The organism is Arcanobacterium haemolyticum DSM 20595 (genome assembly GCF_000092365.1).
GTDB lineage: Bacteria > Actinomycetota > Actinomycetes > Actinomycetales > Actinomycetaceae > Arcanobacterium > Arcanobacterium haemolyticum.
This window is the reverse complement of the sequence record NC_014218.1, coordinates 1,217,381-1,232,998: the sequence shown is the minus strand read 5'-3', so window position 1 is coordinate 1,232,998 and position 15,618 is coordinate 1,217,381. Positions and strand designations below refer to the sequence as shown.

The window sequence follows — 15,618 nt, the reverse complement described above, 5'->3', positions numbered from 1 at the left end:
TAGGGGAAAAGTGGATGTTTAGGCAGTGTCACATAGAGAAGAAAATCGTTGTATTCTTAACCCTGTGGAATGTCCACGTAACCGAACTACAACGCACGTCCGGAAAAGAGATTACATGTCAGGCGTTTTGAAAGTGACTGGCGGGCAACCGCTACACGGAACCATTACAGTGCGCGGAGCTAAAAACTTCGTGTCAAAAGCAATGGTCGCTGCGCTTCTCACTGAAGAAACATCCATCCTTCGCAATGTCCCACTCATTCGCGATGTTGATGTGGTGTCAGATTTACTTCGCCTTCATGGTGCGGATGTGGATTATGATCAAGAAGCAGGCATCGTAACCATCACGCCTGGAAAGATCCATTTGCCAGAAGATCCGGCGGAAATGGATCGCTTGGCAGGATCGTCACGTATTCCAATTCTTTTTTGTGGCCCGTTGCTCCACGCGCTAGGAGAAGCCTTCATCCCAGATCTAGGTGGTTGCCACATCGGAGATCGCCCAGTGGATTTTCACCTCCAAGTACTCGAAGATTTCGGAGCAGTACGGGATGTTCAAGAACTCGGGCTTCACCTCACTGCTCCCCGTGGCCTCAGGGCACGCAAAGTTACACTTCCATACCCTTCTGTGGGGGCTACAGAACAAACTCTGCTCGCTGCCGTTCGTGCCGATGGCATTACCGAGCTTCGGGGTGCTGCGGTAGAACCAGAAATCATGGATCTCATCTCTGTCTTGCAGAAGATGGGCGCTCTTATCACTGTCTCCACAGATCGCACGATCGTGATCGAAGGTGTTCGTGAACTCCACGGCTACAACCATTTTGCGTTAGCAGATCGTATCGAAGCGGGATCGTGGGCATGTGCAGCCCTAGCTACCGGCGGAAATATTATGGTTCAAGGCGCACAACAAGAACCAATGATGAGCTTCCTCAACGTCTTCCGTAAAGTTGGTGGCGAATTTGACGTGACAGACAACGGCATCCGTTTCTGGCACCCAGGAGGCAGGCTCAACTCGATCCCCATTGAAACAGACGTTCATCCAGGGTTTATGACTGACTGGCAACAACCCTTCGTCGTCGCCCTCACTCAAGCAACAGGTGTATCCATCGTTCACGAAACCGTTTACGAAAACCGATTTGGATTCGTCGGTGCCCTCAACCAAATGGGTGCACATATCCAAGTTTATCGTGAATGTTTAGGCGGAAAAAAATGCCGTTTCGGTACGGAAAACTTTTACCATTCAGCAGTGATCATGGGGCCAACGCCACTTAAAGCCGCAGACATCACCGTGCCAGATCTCCGTGGCGGTTTTTCCCACCTGATCGCGGCGCTCGCGGCCGAAGGTACCTCGCACGTCCAAGGAATCGATCTGATCAACCGCGGCTACGAACACTTCATGACCAAGCTCCGTGCATTACATGCAAACGTTGAACGAGTCTCCTAAACGTTAAGGCACCTATCTAGTGAAAGTTCCAGAAGCACAACCTTTTCTAAGGTCGATCGCTCCGTTCGTTCGAGGTATCAACAAGCTCATCCAACGCATGACACTGTCAGGGCTCGAACATATTCCGCGTTCAGGTCCGGCTGTTATCGTTGCCAATCACACTGGCTACTTCGATGCCATGATTATCGGGGAAGCAGTGATGAAAGTCGGACGCGCACCCCACTTTGTTGCCGGTTCTAACTTCTTCAAAGTACCTGGTGTGGCATTCGTGCTCCGTGGCGTACACGCAGTGAAAGTTACACGCGAAACCACCAACGCCAAAGATTCACTCGACGGTATTCGCGATATTTTGGACAACGGGGGAGTTGTCCTTCTTTTCCCTGAAGGCGGCCTTACCCGCGATCCGGACATGTGGCCAATGCGTGGCAAAACTGGAATCGCGCGGATCATGGCAACACATCCGGATGTTCCCGTGATTCCATGCGCTCACTGGGGTAATGAACATCTGTTAAACCCGTGGGATTACTCTGTTGATTGGCGCCACATCGGCCCGAAAACCCGAACCAAAATCGTGTTTGGGGCTCCTCTTGTAACCGAGGTGAGTGACGATCCTGATTATGACGAACTGACCTCCGCAACTGCTGAGGTCATCGATGCCATTGAGGAACTCCTTATCCCGATGCGCCAAGAAAACCCGATCGGCTTCTCAACGGAACCTCGGGCACAACGCTGGGACCGACGTCGGGATGGAGATCCACTCAACGATGAATACGAAATGAAACGTGCCATGCGCAAAGCCAAAAAAGCGCGTCTGAAAGCCCGTTTTCACCTCTAACGTACGTTGTTCTAGAACGCCACACACGTGAGTGTTCGCGGCGGTGGAGGGCTGAGGTAACATTACTGTCATGTCGAATTCAAAGATCCGCGTTGCCGTTATCTACGGCGGTGCCTCAGGTGAACACTCAATTTCTATCGCTACCGCTGGTGCGGTTATGCGATCTCTCGATCCGGAACGCTATGACGTTCTCCCAATTGGTATCACACGCGATGGCGCGTGGGTGCCAGGAGCAACGGACGCAAGCCAACTCACCCTAGAAGCGGGTCTGCTTGAAGTGGAAGCAGCCCCCGAAGCTGTTACGTTGCCTGCCGGTGATGGTACGCAATCGCTTGTCCGTTACGATCGTGAAAATGCTTCTGATCTTGCACTTTTGGGCAATGTGGACGTGGTATTCCCGCTTCTTCACGGCCCATTTGGTGAAGACGGAACTATCCAAGGAATGCTGGAAATGGCCGGCGTACCATACGTTGGCTGTGGCGTGTTCGCATCGGCTGCCGGCATGGATAAGCATTACATGAAGGTTGTGCTGGAAGCTGCCGGTTTGCCAGTTGCTCCTTACGTAGTTGCAACTGCGCGCAAGTGGCGTGATGAACGTGACCAGGTATTGGCCGATGTTGCGAAAATGTCATTCCCTGTTTACGTGAAGCCGGCGCGCGCTGGGTCATCGTTGGGAATCACCCGCGTTGCACGAATCGAAGATGTTCCTGCCGCCGTGGCTGCCGCACAAATCCACGATCCAAAGGTGCTTATCGAACAAGGCGTGAATGGCCGAGAAATCGAATGTGCTGTGCTTGGCGGGCGTGGCGATACCACTCCACGCGCATCCGTTGTTGGCGAAGTCCTTGTGAACCTTCCAGAAGATGGATTCTACGATTTTGAGCACAAGTACTTGGATACGGACGGGCTCACCATGTCGATCCCTGCGAACGTGCCAGAAGAAATCTCTGAAAAGATTCGCGCCCAGGCTATCGCCACGTTTGACGCGTTCGGCTGTGAAGGCATGTCTCGTGTTGATTTCTTCCTCACCCCTGAAGGCGAAACGTTCGTGATCGAACTCAACACTATTCCAGGTTTCACGCCGTTCTCCATGTATCCAGTTCTGTGGGAAAACACAGGATTGCCATATTCACAACTTCTTGATGAATTGATTGCGTTGGCGCTCGAACGCCCAACCGGTTTGCGATAGTGAGGTACCATGCGCGTCCAAGATCTTAACGAAGCCGAACTGCTCGCACGATTCACACCCCTTCTTCCGCAAGCTGGGTGTGCCGTGGTTCCGAACGGGGACGATTCAGTGGTCTTGGACGTGGTGGGGCACACCACCGTGTCTACCGATATGCTGATTGAAGATCGGCATTTTCGGTTGGATTGGTCCACTGGGCGCGATGTTGGGTATCGGGCGGCTCAGCAGAACATCGCGGATGCTCTGGCGATGGGTGCCCGGCCCGTGTCACTTGTTGTGGGGTTGGGGTTGCCTCCTGAAACTCCTGTGGCGTGGGTGGAAGATTTTGCACGTGGTTTGAACGACGCGTGTGCTCCGCTTGGTGTCGGAGTGGACGGGGGAGATCTGGTTGCGTCGCCACAGGTGAGCGTAGGCGTGACTATCATTGGTGATCTTGAAGGGCGTTCGGCTTTGCTGCGTAGCGGGGCGTTGCCTGGGCAGCGCGTTGTTTTTGCCGGTAGCCTTGGGCACGGGCTGGCCGGATATGAACTCCTGCAGGCGGGATATGATCGGAACGATCCTGATTCGCGGATTGTGGCTCTGATTGATGATTTCTTGCGGCCGAAGCCGCCGGTGGAAATCGCTTTGGCTGCCGCGCGATCTGGTGTGCTCTGTTCGCTGATGGACGTCTCAGACGGGTTGGCTAAAGATCTTGGCCGGATCGCTCGTGCTAGCCGCGTGTGGGTGGATCTGGATGCGCCGGCTTTGAACACGCTCATAGGATCGTTGGGTAGTGCTGCTGGGCGCTTGGGGGCAGATCGTCGATACTGGGCACTAGCTGGGGGAGAAGATCATGGGTTCGTTGGGACGATCGCTGCGGATGGTGCTGTGCCTGCAGGATTTACGGTGATTGGTGAGGTGCGTGGCCCTGCTGAACACGGGCGATTAACGCTGGATTTGGCGGATATCGATTCAGATCGGATCGGGTGGGATCACTTCCGGCAGTAGTCCGTTGTACATCACAAAATCTCTCTATTTTTCATTTACGCAATTTCTATCTTGCATTATTAGTGTCGCTAAGGATACCCTTAGGACGTTCGTCGTAGACTTCCCATCTGTCGAACTTCCTATCCCTAACCGAAAGGTATCCTTATGGCATCTCGCCGTTCGTTGCGAGCACTCCTTGCTCTCACTGCTTCTTTTGGCCTTGTGCTTGCTGGTTGCTCATCCACTCCAGAAGCGAAAGAATCTCACTCGGCTATGAAAAGCCAGGAAGCTGAGAAAAAGGGTCCAAAGACCATTGTGGACTTCTCTGGTAACAAGGTTAAGATTCCAGAGTCGCCAAAATCCGTTGTTGTTACAGATAATCGCTCTTTCCAGATCCTTAAAGAGTGGAAGGTTGATCTCAAGGCTGCTCCACTTCCAATCATGAGCCCACAATTGCACGGCGATTACGTAAAAAATCCAAAGATCATCGATCTTGGTTCCCACCGTGAACCAAACTTAGAAGCATTTGTTTCTGCTGCTCCCGATCTGGTGATTAACGGCCAACGATTCGCTAAGCAGAGCGAGAATGTGAAATCTGTTCTTCCCAAAGATACGGCATTTGTTGATATCAACCTTCCAGAAGATATGCCGTTGGAAGAGTACTTCCCGAAGCAGGTAATGATGCTCGGTGATATCTTCAATAAGCAGGCTGAAGCTAAGAAGATGGTTGCTGATTTCAACAAAGCTATCGAGCGTGCAAAGAAAGCCTACGATAAGAAGCATACTGTGATGGGGCTGATCACCTCTGGTGGTGCCATTAACTACGCGGCTCCAGGTAAGGGCCGTGCGGTTGGTCCACTCTTCCCTATGCTTGGCTTGACTCCAGCCTTGGAGCAGCAAGGCTCCACAGATCACCAGGGTGACGAAGTTTCGGTTGAGGCAATCGCAGCTACGAACCCAGAATGGATCGTGGTGCTCGATCGTGATCAGGCGATGGCATCGAAGGATGGTGGCGAATACACACCGTCCGCTGAACTTATCTCTGGTTCCGAAGCGCTGCAGAATGTTCCAGCAGTTGCCAAGAAACAAGTAGTTGTATCGCCAGCTGATTTCTACCTATCGGAAGATATTCTGCTCTACACTCAGTTCATTAATAAGCTCGCAGAAGCGTTTGAATCTGCACGTTAAAACCCTTTGGCTGGCCGGATTTTATCCGGCCAGCCAGGGCCTATTCGCGCAGAAGATGGATGACTATGCGAGATTATATGATGCAGCACCGTGAGAAAGTTATGCTCACGGTTGGTATTTTAGGGAAACTTTTACTCGTATGTGTCTCTTTGTTTACGGGGGTGTACCACGTAACAACAGCCGCCGACGGCTGGGACATTTTCTTCATTACCCGTGTTCCCCGCACAATCGCCCTGGTATTAGCCGGGGCTGCTATGGCAATTGCAGGCCTGATTATGCAGTTGATGACTCAAAATAGATTCGTTGAACCAACCACCACCGGCACAATCGAATGGGCAGGATTAGGGCTTATCACAGCCATGATCGTGATCCCAGAACCCACCATTACTCAACGCATGGTATGTGCGGTTGCCTTTTCTTTTGCTGGCACGATGATCTTCTTCCTTTTCCTGCGCAAAGTCACCCTCAAATCGTCACTGGTAGTCCCGATCATCGGCATCATGCTTGGGGCAGTAGTCAGCGCATTCTCCACGTTCATTGCCCTGCAGTACAACCTTCTACAAAGCCTCGGAATCTGGTTCTCTGGATCCTTCACTATGGTGATGAAAGGCCGCTACGAACTCATCTGGATAGTCCTAATCGTCACCATCATCGCCTTCATTATTGCAGACAAATTCACCGTGGTTGGCCTTGGAAAAGACATCGCCACCAACGTTGGAATCAACTACGATCGGATCATTCTGATCGGCGTCACCATCGTTGCCGTCATCACTGGAGTAGTCGCAGTAGTCATCGGATCACTCCCATTCCTCGGCCTCATCGTTCCCAACGTCATCTCCATGATCCGCGGAGACAACCTCCGCACCAACCTCCCATGGGTCTGCCTAGCCGGAATCTGGACAGTAGGAATCTGCGACATCGTCGGCAGGATCATCATTGCACCATTCGAAATACCAGTAGCCACCATCCTCTCAATCGTCGGCGCCATCGGCTTCATCGCCATCCTCCTCCACCAACGAAAGCGAGGATAAGATGCAACAAAAAACCATCAACCAGATCGTAGCCCACCGTCGTCGAACAACCCTCATCTACGCAACCCTTATCTGCACATCAATCCTCACCACAATCGGAATCCTCTTCTGGGAAAATCCGATGCCCTTCGGCACAGAACAATGGACGCTCGTAGCCGGAATACGTGCAAAAACCCTGATCATCATCGCAATCGTGGCCATCTGCCAATCCTTCGCAACCATCACCTTCCAAACCGCCACACAAAACCGCATCATCACCCCGTCCATCATGGGATTCGAAGCACTCTACAAACTCGTCCAAACCACGTTCGTTTTCATGTTCGGAATCCTCGGCGCAACCCTACTCGATAATCCACTCATCTACCTCACGCAAGCCGCACTCATGGTAGCCCTCGCCGTCGCGCTCTACACCTGGCTACTTTCAGGAAAACTCGGAAACCTCCACATCATGCTCCTCATCGGAATCATCCTCGGAGCAGGACTCGGATCCCTCGCAACCTTCATGCAACGCCTCCTCGAACCCTCCGCATTCGACGTGCTCACCGCGCGCCTCTTCGGATCCATCTCCAATGCACACACCACAAACCTCGCCATCACAATCCCCATCGTCCTCACCACCGCAACCATCATCTACCTCCGCTCCCACACACTCAACCTCCTCGCACTCGGCCGCGAAACCGCCACCAACCTAGGGATCAACCACCGGCGCCACCTCACACTCTCACTCCTCCTGGTATCCGTCCTCATGTCCATGACAACCTCACTTGTAGGGCCCATGACCTTCCTCGGATTCCTCGTAGCCACCCTCACCTACGTACTCATGGATACCCACGATCACCGTGTGCTACTACCAGCCTCCGCACTGCTCGGATACACCATACTCTCCGCCGCCTACTTCATCATGCGCCACATCTTCTACGCTCAAGGCGCCGTCAGCATCATCATCGAACTCATCGGAGGAACACTCTTCCTCATCGTCATCATGCGAAAGGGACGCCTGTGATACGCCTACGCAACATAACACGCACATATTCTGCCGAAGCAACCATCGGGCCCGTTAATCTTGACATTCCACGCGGCGGAATCACCGCCCTTGTTGGCCCAAACGGCGCCGGAAAATCCACCGTGCTCACCATGATCGGGCGGCTCCAAAAACCTGACAGCGGAGAAATTGTTGTTGGCGGGCTAGACGTGGCCACCGCCGAATCCAATGCTGTTGCTCGGATCCTTTCCATTTTGCGGCAAGAAAACCACTTCGTTACCCGGTTGACTGTGCGCCAACTCGTGGCGTTCGGGCGGTTTCCCTATTCTGGAGGGCGGTTGACGGCCGAAGATCAGCGCCACATCGATACGGCCATCGCCTTTCTTGATTTGGAAGAATTGGAACACCGATTCTTGGATCAGCTCTCCGGCGGGCAACGGCAACGCGCCTACGTTGCCATGGTTCTCGCTCAAGATACCGATTATGTGTTGCTTGATGAGCCGTTAAACAATTTGGATATGCAACATTCCGTTCACATGATGCGGCAGCTACGGCGGGCCGCCGACGAGCTTGGCCGCACCATCGTGATCGTTCTACACGACATCAATTTTGCCACCCGCTACGCTGACCGGATCATTGCCATGCAAGACGGGCTCGTGATCGAGCAGGGGAGTGTGGACGATGTGTGCACCAGCGAAACCCTCACCCGAATCTTCAAAACACCCGTTTCTGTGGTGCGAGATGATGCTGGCGCGCTGGTGTGCTCGTACTTTTAGAGGGTTGTGAGGGGGACGGCTTAGATGGTAGCCAGCCAGCCGCCCTAACAAGTCCCGCATATAAAAAATCTTCCCCAACCGTAAAAAGTTGGGGAAGATAGTAAAAGCTTCTAGCTTCGATCACACGTTGCGTGTAACCTTGCCAGCCTTCAGGCACGAGGTGCACACGTTCAGACGCTTAGGGGCACCCTTAACGAGAGCACGAACACGCTGAATGTTCGGGTTCCAACGGCGGGAAGTACGCACGTGGGAGTGCGAGACGCTCTTACCGAAGTTCGGGCCCTTGCCGCAGACTTCACATACAGACGCCACGGTTCTCTCCTTCATTAAAGACGAATAGACGCTTTCGCGCCTTACCAAAATTGGCAACTTCAAAAGTGTATCGAATTACCCCGCTGTAATCCAAGCTATAACCGGTGTTTCTAGCGTGCTGTTCGCCACTGACTGGTTGCCGGTGTTTACGTTGGAGTAAATGTTTCCACTTCCTCTTGTCATTCTAGTCCGTGTTTCTGGCATAGTTGCATACAGATGCAAGGAGGATGGGCATGGTCACAGAAAAGCCAATAGTTAAGCCGGGTGTTGCGTTGGCGGCGGATACGTGGACTGCCTTGTCGCGTCCGCTTGATCGGTTGGTGGGGGCGCGTAGTGCGAAGGCTTTGGCTAAGTTGGGGCTGGAGACTGTTGAGGATTTGTTGAATCATGTTCCGTTTCGTGTGGCGCGGCGTGGGGAGTTGTTGCCTATTGAATCGGTGCGTGAGGGCGATTCGGTGACTGTGGTGGCGCGCGTGATGGATTCGTCGTCACGTCCGATGAATAATCGTGCTGGTTTTATTTTGAATGTGACGATTTCTGATGGTGCGCATGATCTTGATTTGACCTTTTTTGCGAAGCATAAGCGTCCGCTTGCGTATCATGAGAACGCGTTGTGTCCGGGGACGATTGCTACGTTTTCTGGCACGATTTCGCAGTATCGTGGCCGGTTGCAGTTAACGCATCCGGAGTATGAGGTGGTGGAGGATGAGTCGGAGATAGATGAGGCGAAAATTGCGCGTCCGATTCCGATTTATCATGCGATGGCGAAAGTTCCGTCGTGGCAGATTGAGCGTGCGGTGGGCACCGTGTTGGGTACGTTGAGTCCTGCGGATGTTCCGGATCTACTTCCGGCTGAGTATCGGGAGAAGTATGGTTTGCCGTCGCGTTTTGAAGCGTTTCATGCGGTGCATCAGCCGCAGGACGTGGAGGAGTGGTCGCGGGCTCGGTTGCGTTTTGCTCATGAAGAGGCTTTTGTGTTGCAGACTGTGTTGGCGCAGCGCGCCGCAGAAGTTTCGACGACGCAGGCTCCCTCCTGCCCTCCACGTCTCGATGGTGTGGCGGCTGGGTTGGACGCTCGGTTGCCGTTTACTCTCACCGATTCGCAGGTTGAGGTTGGCGCGCGGATTAGTGAGGCGTTGAGTGGAACGCTTCCGATGCGGTGTTTGTTACAGGGCGATGTGGGTTCGGGTAAGACGATCGTTGCGTTGCGTGCGATGTTGCAGGTGGTGGATTCTGGCCGGCAGGCTGTGTTGTTGGCGCCAACGGAAGTTTTGGCTCAACAGCATTTTTCGACGATTTCTGCGCTACTGGGCGAGTTGGCGTCTGCAGGGGAGTTAGGAGCGCCTAGTTGCGCTACTCGCGTGGAGTTATTGACTGGCTCGCTGGGTATGGCACAGCGGCGGCGTACGTTGGCCCATCTTGCATCGGGAGCGCCGTTGATTGTGGTGGGTACGCACGCCTTGCTTGGCGATCAGGTCCAGTTGCCGTCGTTGGGCCTGGTGGTGGTGGATGAACAGCATCGTTTTGGAGTGGACCAGCGGGATCGTTTGGCGCATGGTGCTCACCTTTTGGTTATGACCGCCACGCCGATTCCGCGCACGGTTGCGATGACTGTGTTTGGAGATTTGGACGTTGCCGTGTTGGGGAACCGGGAGCGTTCCGCGATGTCCACCTCCGTGGTTCCCGCGTTTAACGATCGGTGGATGGCACGCGTGTGGCAGCGGGCGCGTGAGGAGATTGATTCGGGTGGGCGAGTTTTCGTTGTGTGTCCGCGTATTTCTGCGAAGGAAGCCGACGACGAGGCCGTACTGGTTGATCTTCCTGCTGATCTCGATCAACCTGAGATGGCTAATGTAGAATCGGTAAGTGAACGACTCCGCAATTTGCCTGTGTTTGCCGGCGTGGCGATTGGTGTTGTTCACGGCCAGATGAGCGCGGCAGATAAGAACGCTGTGATGAATGATATGGCAGCGGGGCGAGTTCACCTTGTTGTGGCCACAACTGTGATCGAAGTGGGGGTAGATATTCCGGACGCCACCGTGATGGTGATTATGGATGCAGAACGATTTGGCCTATCCCAGTTGCACCAGCTCCGAGGGCGAGTTGGTCGGGGAAATAAAAATAAGCCAGGTTTGTGCTTAGCAGTGACGAACGCGGCTCCTGGAACACTCGCGGCTCAACGTGTTGACGCATTTGCAGGAACAACAGACGGGTTTGCGTTAGCGGAAGCGGACGTCGCACTGCGTTCAGTTGGCGATGTTTTAGGAGCATCACAGTCAGGAATACGAAGTTCGCTTCGTTTTGTGTCGGTGGTCAAGGATAAACTGGCCATTGAACAGGCAAGAGCAGGAGCACGCGAACTCGTAGGTAGCGATCCACAACTTCGCAATCATCGTGCCCTTGCCGTAGCAGTGTCCGATATCAACTCCCGCAACCGGGAATATCTAGAAAAAGCATAAGTAAAGGGGAGAGCATGTCAAGGATCGTGGCAGGCAGCGCTCGCGGCCGAAGCCTCAAAGTTCCAAAATCTGGCACACGCCCAACGTCGTCACGGGTCCGTGAAGCGCTCTTCTCGCATCTCGAACACCGTGATTTCGTTGATGGATGCGATGTTCTTGATCTCTTCGCAGGGTCGGGCGCGCTCGCGTTGGAAGCGCTATCGCGCGGCGCAACGCGAGCCATCGGGGTAGATTCTGCTGAGGAAGCCATTCGAGCCATGAATGCCAATGCTCGCGAAACACAGTTGCCATTGAAAGCGATCAAATCCCAGGTGCTCACGTATGTGAGCCAGCCAGGAACGGACGGCCCTTTCGATGTAATCATCCTCGATCCACCCTACGATTTCCCGGATGATTCCTTAACCGCCATCCTGCACGAATTACCGCGGCATCTGAAATCGGACGGCCTCGTCGTCGTCGAACGTGCAAAACGCTGCACCCCACCAACCTGGCCAGAAGAACTCGCCCCAGAACACGAACGCACCTGGGGCGATACGCGAATCTGGACCGCCCAAAACACCGCCGATCAGGAGAACTAACCCCATGAGCTGCGCAATCTGCCCCGGATCTTTCGATCCCATCACACTCGGCCATGTAGACGTGGTGGAACGGGCACACCGGATGTTCGGAAACGTTATTGTGGCTGTTGCCCGAAACTCCGCCAAAAAATATCTTTTTACTGATGACGAACGTGTGCAACTCGCGCGCGAAGCCGTAGCCCACATACCCAACGTTACCGTGGAACTCGTGGATGGGCTCATCGCGGACTTCGCCCAAAAAAATAATGCCAACGCAATCGTCAAAGGCGTACGCGGCTCTGCAGATTACGATTCAGAACTTCCCATGTCACTCCTCAACCGGCACCTGTCAGGCGTAGAAACCGTGTTTGTCATGGGAGAACCGAGTCTTGCACATATTGCATCCTCATTCGTGAAAGAATTAGCACAATACGGTGGCCCCTACGAAGATCTCGTCCCAGCCAACGTTGCCCACGCATTGAAAGAAAAGGTGAACGCATGAGCGATACCGGAGAATCCCTCCTCGAAATCCTCGATGAACTATATGACATCATCGCAAACGCAAAGAACATGCCTCTATCGGCATCAGTCCTTGTGAACCGATCTGAAGTACTCGATCTACTCGAAACCGCACGCGATATCGTGCCGGATCAAATCAAAGAAGCCGATTCTGTACTCTCCCGAGCCGGGCGCGTATCCGATCAAGCACGCGAAGATGCGGACATCGTACTCCGCAACGCACACAACGAAGCCGATTCCATCCTTGCTGAAGCGCGCGAACAAGCCTCACGGCTAGTGGCTCAAGATCACATCACCGTGGCAGCCAAATCCCAAGCCACCCGGATCATTGACGAAGCACAACAAAAATCTAGCCAACTCATCCGCGGAGCAAACGAATACTCCGAAAACACGCTGGCAGAACTCGCCAATCAGCTCGGGCACCTTCAAGAACAGATCGCGGCCGGCCAAGGCGTCCTTGCCCAACGGCGAGCACAAGAACAGTAATCCTGTAGTATCTATCCTTTAGCATCCGCTGGTTTCCACGATGTAGTTTTTAGAGAAAGAAGACCTTATGGATCTGCGGTCTGAATTTGTTGTGTCGGTTTCTGATGTTGCGTCCGGAAGCGCCAAACACATGGACCTCACTTTTCCGGCGCCAGAAGAATGTGGTGTTGGGCTGATCGGCGTGCCTGCCGGAGCGGACATGGACGTGGAGCTCACGTTACAGTCCGTCTCTGAAGGCATCTTCGTTCAAGGCCAGATTAAAACCGTTGCTCAAGGGCAGTGCTCCCGGTGTGCAACGAACATCACCATGCCGATGGATGAAGCAATGGCCGAACTCGTATTCTGGCCAGAACGCCGCGATGCTTTGATGAGTGAAGGCGACGATGAGATCGAAGACATGCCTGTTATCGAAGATATGCATATCGATCTAGAACCACTGATCCGTGACGCCATCGTGCTGGCACTTCCATTCACTCCCGTGTGCTCGGCCGATTGTGAAGGCCTGTGTTCCGAATGCGGCGAACCATGGGAAAACCTGCCAGACGATCACCGCCACGAATTCCTCAACCCAGCGTTCTCAGCACTCGATGCACTTGCAGAACAAATGAAGGACAACTGATCATGCACGAACAGGATCGGAGCCCACTCCTTGACGCGTGGGGTGTGGAGATTCCTGACGAGCTCCTCACACTCGCCCTCACCCACAGATCGTGGGCGTTCGAACACGAATGTGGCAACAACGAACGCCTCGAATTCATGGGAGATTCTATTCTGGGTGCCGTGGTAGCCGAACAAATCTTCCACGATTACCCCGAAAAATCAGAAGGTGAACTCTCCAAGATTAAATCTGCTGCCGTTTCTGAACGCGCATTGGCAGGAATTGCTCGCGGGCTTAACTTGGGGGCTTACATTCGGCTCGGCAAAGGCGAAGAACGCACCGGCGGGCGTGATAAAGATTCCATCTTGGCTGATACCGTGGAAGCACTTATTGCGGCAACGTACGAAGCTGGAGGCCTTCGGGTTGTTATCTCAACCGTGCGCCACCACCTCCACGCCAAAATCATCGAAGCTACCCAAATGGGGCCGGCGCTCGATTGGCGAACCGGAATGGAAGAAAAAGCGCGCGAATTGGGGATCGCTGGAGAACTCAGCTACACCATCGTAGGTGAAGGCCCAGATCACGCCAAGGTCTACACTGCGCGCGTATTCATCGGGGAAACCGAATGGGGCAGAGGCGATGCCACATCGCGCAAAGCCTCTAAACTCGCCGCATGTAAAGATGCCTACTATCGCCTAGTAGAAGGCACTCCATACTCCGGCGGCGCCTGAGAAGCCAGAATGCCAGAATTACCGGAAGTCGAAACCGTTCGCGCGGGGCTCGTTCCGCACGTCGTTGGAAAAACCATCGAACGTGCGGACCTGTTGCATTCGCGTGTGGCGCGAATGTCTGAATTCGGGCTCGAACCCGTTGTTGGTGCAACTATTTCCGCTGTTGTACGGCGCGGAAAGTACTTGTGGATGGTCACGGAAGCCGGGGCACTCGTGGCTCACTTGGGAATGTCCGGGCAATTCCGTATCAACAGTAATTCGAAGCATCTGCGGGCGCGCATTCACTTTACTGATGGAACGGCACTCGATTTTGTAGACCAACGCACGTTCGGGCATCTGCACCCGGATCGGCTTGTTGCAACAGGAGATGGCGGGCCCGGCGGAATGGGCAGCGATTTGGCGTTGATTCCGCAAAGCGCAGCGCATATTGGGCGTGATCTGCTAGATCCGCACTGCGATATTTATAGCGTGGCACGGCAGGTGAAACGTGGGCGAACTGAAATTAAGCGGGTCATGCTGAACCAAAATATTGCCTCTGGAATCGGCAATATCTACGCTGATGAGGCCTTGTGGGAAGCGCGTGTGCATCCGAAGAAGATCACGTCGGCTATGACGTTGACTCAGATACGGGATGTGTATGAGGCCGCCCGGGACGTGATGGCGGCGGCACTGGCCGTGGGTGGAACGTCCTTCGATTCGCTCTATGTAAACGTTAACGGAGAATCGGGATATTTTGATCGTTCGTTGAACGTGTATGGGAAAACTGGATGCGCATGTGAACGATGCGGCACACAGATCGAACGGTTAGTTTTCATGAACCGTTCGTCCCACGTGTGCCCGGCATGTCAGCGGCGTTCGTTGTAAACTGTGAAGCGTGAGTGAAGAAATTACACCAATAAGTGTCATGATTATCGACGATCACGAAGTGGTACGTCGTGGTATTGCCGAAGTCGTGGATCGTGCAAGCGGTCTCCAAGTGATTGCTGAAGCCGGTTCTGTGGCTGAAGCCGTACGGCGTGCGGAACTGATGATTCCCCACGTTGCCTTGGTTGATCTTCGTCTGCCTGATGGAACAGGCATTGATATTATCCGGGAACTCCACGAACGTGTTCCACAAGTGAAGTGTATTGTGTTGACCTCGTTTGATGATGACGACGCCCTCGCAGAAGCCCTCGATGCTGGCGCGAAGGCTTACTTGCTGAAGTCCGTGCGTGGCGCGGAAATCACTGACGTGATTCGGGCCGTTGCCGATGGGCGTGTTTTGCTAGATGAGCGTACTGTTACGCGCCGCCGTGCAGATCATGATGATCCGACTGCCGATCTTACCCCTTCTGAACGCAAGGTGCTTGAACTAATTGGCGATGGCCTCTCCAACCGTGAAATCGGTGAAAAACTGGGCGTTGCGGAAAAGACAGTCAAGAACCACATCACTTCGTTGCTATCCAAGATGGGCATGCAGCGCCGTACTCAGGTGGCGGCTTGGGTTGCCGGCCAGCGTGCTGCAGGTTGGCGTAACTCGGGCAACTGATCGTTGTTGTATAGCTGGTGCTTAAC

Annotated in this window: 17 protein-coding genes; 16 read left to right on the top strand and 1 reads right to left on the bottom strand. The window is 53.8% G+C overall.

The genetic code is table 11. The annotated features are described in order from the left end of the window. The first annotated feature begins 115 nt into the window (after positions 1–115). The 8 genes from murA (at position 116) to ARCH_RS05505 (ending at position 8,402) form a co-directional block, all read left to right on the top strand. Positions 116–1,438 (top strand): UDP-N-acetylglucosamine 1-carboxyvinyltransferase, encoded by a 1,323-nt coding sequence (gene murA, locus ARCH_RS05540; RefSeq protein ID WP_013170302.1) that lies wholly within the window; start codon positions 116–118, stop codon positions 1,436–1,438. Between the two features lie 19 nt (positions 1,439–1,457). Then, positions 1,458–2,273: a lysophospholipid acyltransferase family protein gene (locus tag ARCH_RS05535; RefSeq protein ID WP_013170301.1), complete on the top strand. Its 816-nt coding sequence runs from the start codon at positions 1,458–1,460 to the stop codon at positions 2,271–2,273. A 70-nt stretch (positions 2,274–2,343) separates the two neighbouring features. Further along, positions 2,344–3,462: a D-alanine--D-alanine ligase family protein gene (locus ARCH_RS05530; protein WP_013170300.1), complete on the top strand. Its 1,119-nt coding sequence runs from the start codon at positions 2,344–2,346 to the stop codon at positions 3,460–3,462. Positions 3,463–3,471: 9 nt separating this feature from the next. Continuing rightward, a complete protein-coding gene (gene thiL / locus ARCH_RS05525; protein WP_013170299.1) occupies positions 3,472–4,446 on the top strand; it encodes a thiamine-phosphate kinase in 975 nt (324 codons plus the stop codon). Between the two features lie 144 nt (positions 4,447–4,590). Beyond that, positions 4,591–5,613 carry a siderophore ABC transporter substrate-binding protein gene (locus ARCH_RS05520; protein ID WP_013170298.1) on the top strand — a complete coding sequence of 341 codons (1,023 nt, stop codon included), beginning with the start codon at positions 4,591–4,593 and terminating at the stop codon, positions 5,611–5,613. 59 nt (positions 5,614–5,672) lie between these two features. Then, positions 5,673–6,644, top strand: a complete 972-nt coding sequence (locus ARCH_RS05515; protein WP_013170297.1) for an ABC transporter permease — start codon at positions 5,673–5,675, stop codon at positions 6,642–6,644. Between the two features lies 1 nt (position 6,645). Further along, a complete protein-coding gene (locus tag ARCH_RS05510; RefSeq protein WP_013170296.1) occupies positions 6,646–7,647 on the top strand; it encodes an iron chelate uptake ABC transporter family permease subunit in 1,002 nt (333 codons plus the stop codon). Beyond that, positions 7,644–8,402, top strand: a complete 759-nt coding sequence (locus ARCH_RS05505; RefSeq protein ID WP_013170295.1) for an iron ABC transporter ATP-binding protein — start codon at positions 7,644–7,646, stop codon at positions 8,400–8,402. Before ARCH_RS05510 ends, ARCH_RS05505 begins: the two co-directional genes overlap by 4 nt. A gap of 120 nt (positions 8,403–8,522) precedes the next feature. Here ARCH_RS05505 and rpmB read toward each other — a convergent pair whose 3' ends face one another. Then, positions 8,523–8,714 (bottom strand): 50S ribosomal protein L28, encoded by a 192-nt coding sequence (gene rpmB, locus ARCH_RS05500; RefSeq protein WP_013170294.1) that lies wholly within the window; start codon positions 8,712–8,714, stop codon positions 8,523–8,525. Between the two features lie 233 nt (positions 8,715–8,947). On the opposite strand from rpmB, the gene ARCH_RS05495 reads away from it, so the two are divergent. The 8 genes from ARCH_RS05495 to ARCH_RS05460 all read left to right on the top strand — a co-directional run bounded on the left by ARCH_RS05495 (position 8,948) and on the right by ARCH_RS05460 (position 15,592). Next, entirely contained in the window at positions 8,948–11,173 is a 2,226-nt protein-coding gene (locus ARCH_RS05495) for an ATP-dependent DNA helicase RecG (RefSeq protein WP_013170293.1), read from the top strand. 14 nt (positions 11,174–11,187) lie between these two features. Then, positions 11,188–11,751 (top strand): 16S rRNA (guanine(966)-N(2))-methyltransferase RsmD, encoded by a 564-nt coding sequence (gene rsmD / locus ARCH_RS05490; RefSeq protein ID WP_013170292.1) that lies wholly within the window; start codon positions 11,188–11,190, stop codon positions 11,749–11,751. 4 nt (positions 11,752–11,755) lie between these two features. Further along, on the top strand, positions 11,756–12,232 hold the full coding sequence (gene coaD / locus ARCH_RS05485) for a pantetheine-phosphate adenylyltransferase (RefSeq protein WP_013170291.1): 477 nt from the start codon (positions 11,756–11,758) through the stop codon (positions 12,230–12,232). Beyond that, positions 12,229–12,735, top strand: a complete 507-nt coding sequence (locus ARCH_RS05480; RefSeq protein ID WP_013170290.1) for an ATP synthase subunit B family protein — start codon at positions 12,229–12,231, stop codon at positions 12,733–12,735. The genes coaD and ARCH_RS05480 overlap by 4 nt, the downstream gene beginning before the upstream one ends. 67 nt (positions 12,736–12,802) lie before the next feature. Then, on the top strand, positions 12,803–13,354 hold the full coding sequence (locus ARCH_RS05475) for a YceD family protein (protein ID WP_013170289.1): 552 nt from the start codon (positions 12,803–12,805) through the stop codon (positions 13,352–13,354). Between the two features lie 2 nt (positions 13,355–13,356). After that, positions 13,357–14,064, top strand: coding sequence for a ribonuclease III (gene rnc / locus ARCH_RS05470; protein WP_013170288.1), 708 nt, complete (start codon positions 13,357–13,359; stop codon positions 14,062–14,064). A gap of 9 nt (positions 14,065–14,073) precedes the next feature. Then, positions 14,074–14,928 (top strand): bifunctional DNA-formamidopyrimidine glycosylase/DNA-(apurinic or apyrimidinic site) lyase, encoded by an 855-nt coding sequence (gene mutM, locus ARCH_RS05465; protein ID WP_013170287.1) that lies wholly within the window; start codon positions 14,074–14,076, stop codon positions 14,926–14,928. A gap of 40 nt (positions 14,929–14,968) precedes the next feature. Continuing rightward, positions 14,969–15,592 (top strand): response regulator, encoded by a 624-nt coding sequence (locus ARCH_RS05460; RefSeq protein ID WP_013170286.1) that lies wholly within the window; start codon positions 14,969–14,971, stop codon positions 15,590–15,592. Positions 15,593–15,618 lie beyond the last annotated feature (26 nt).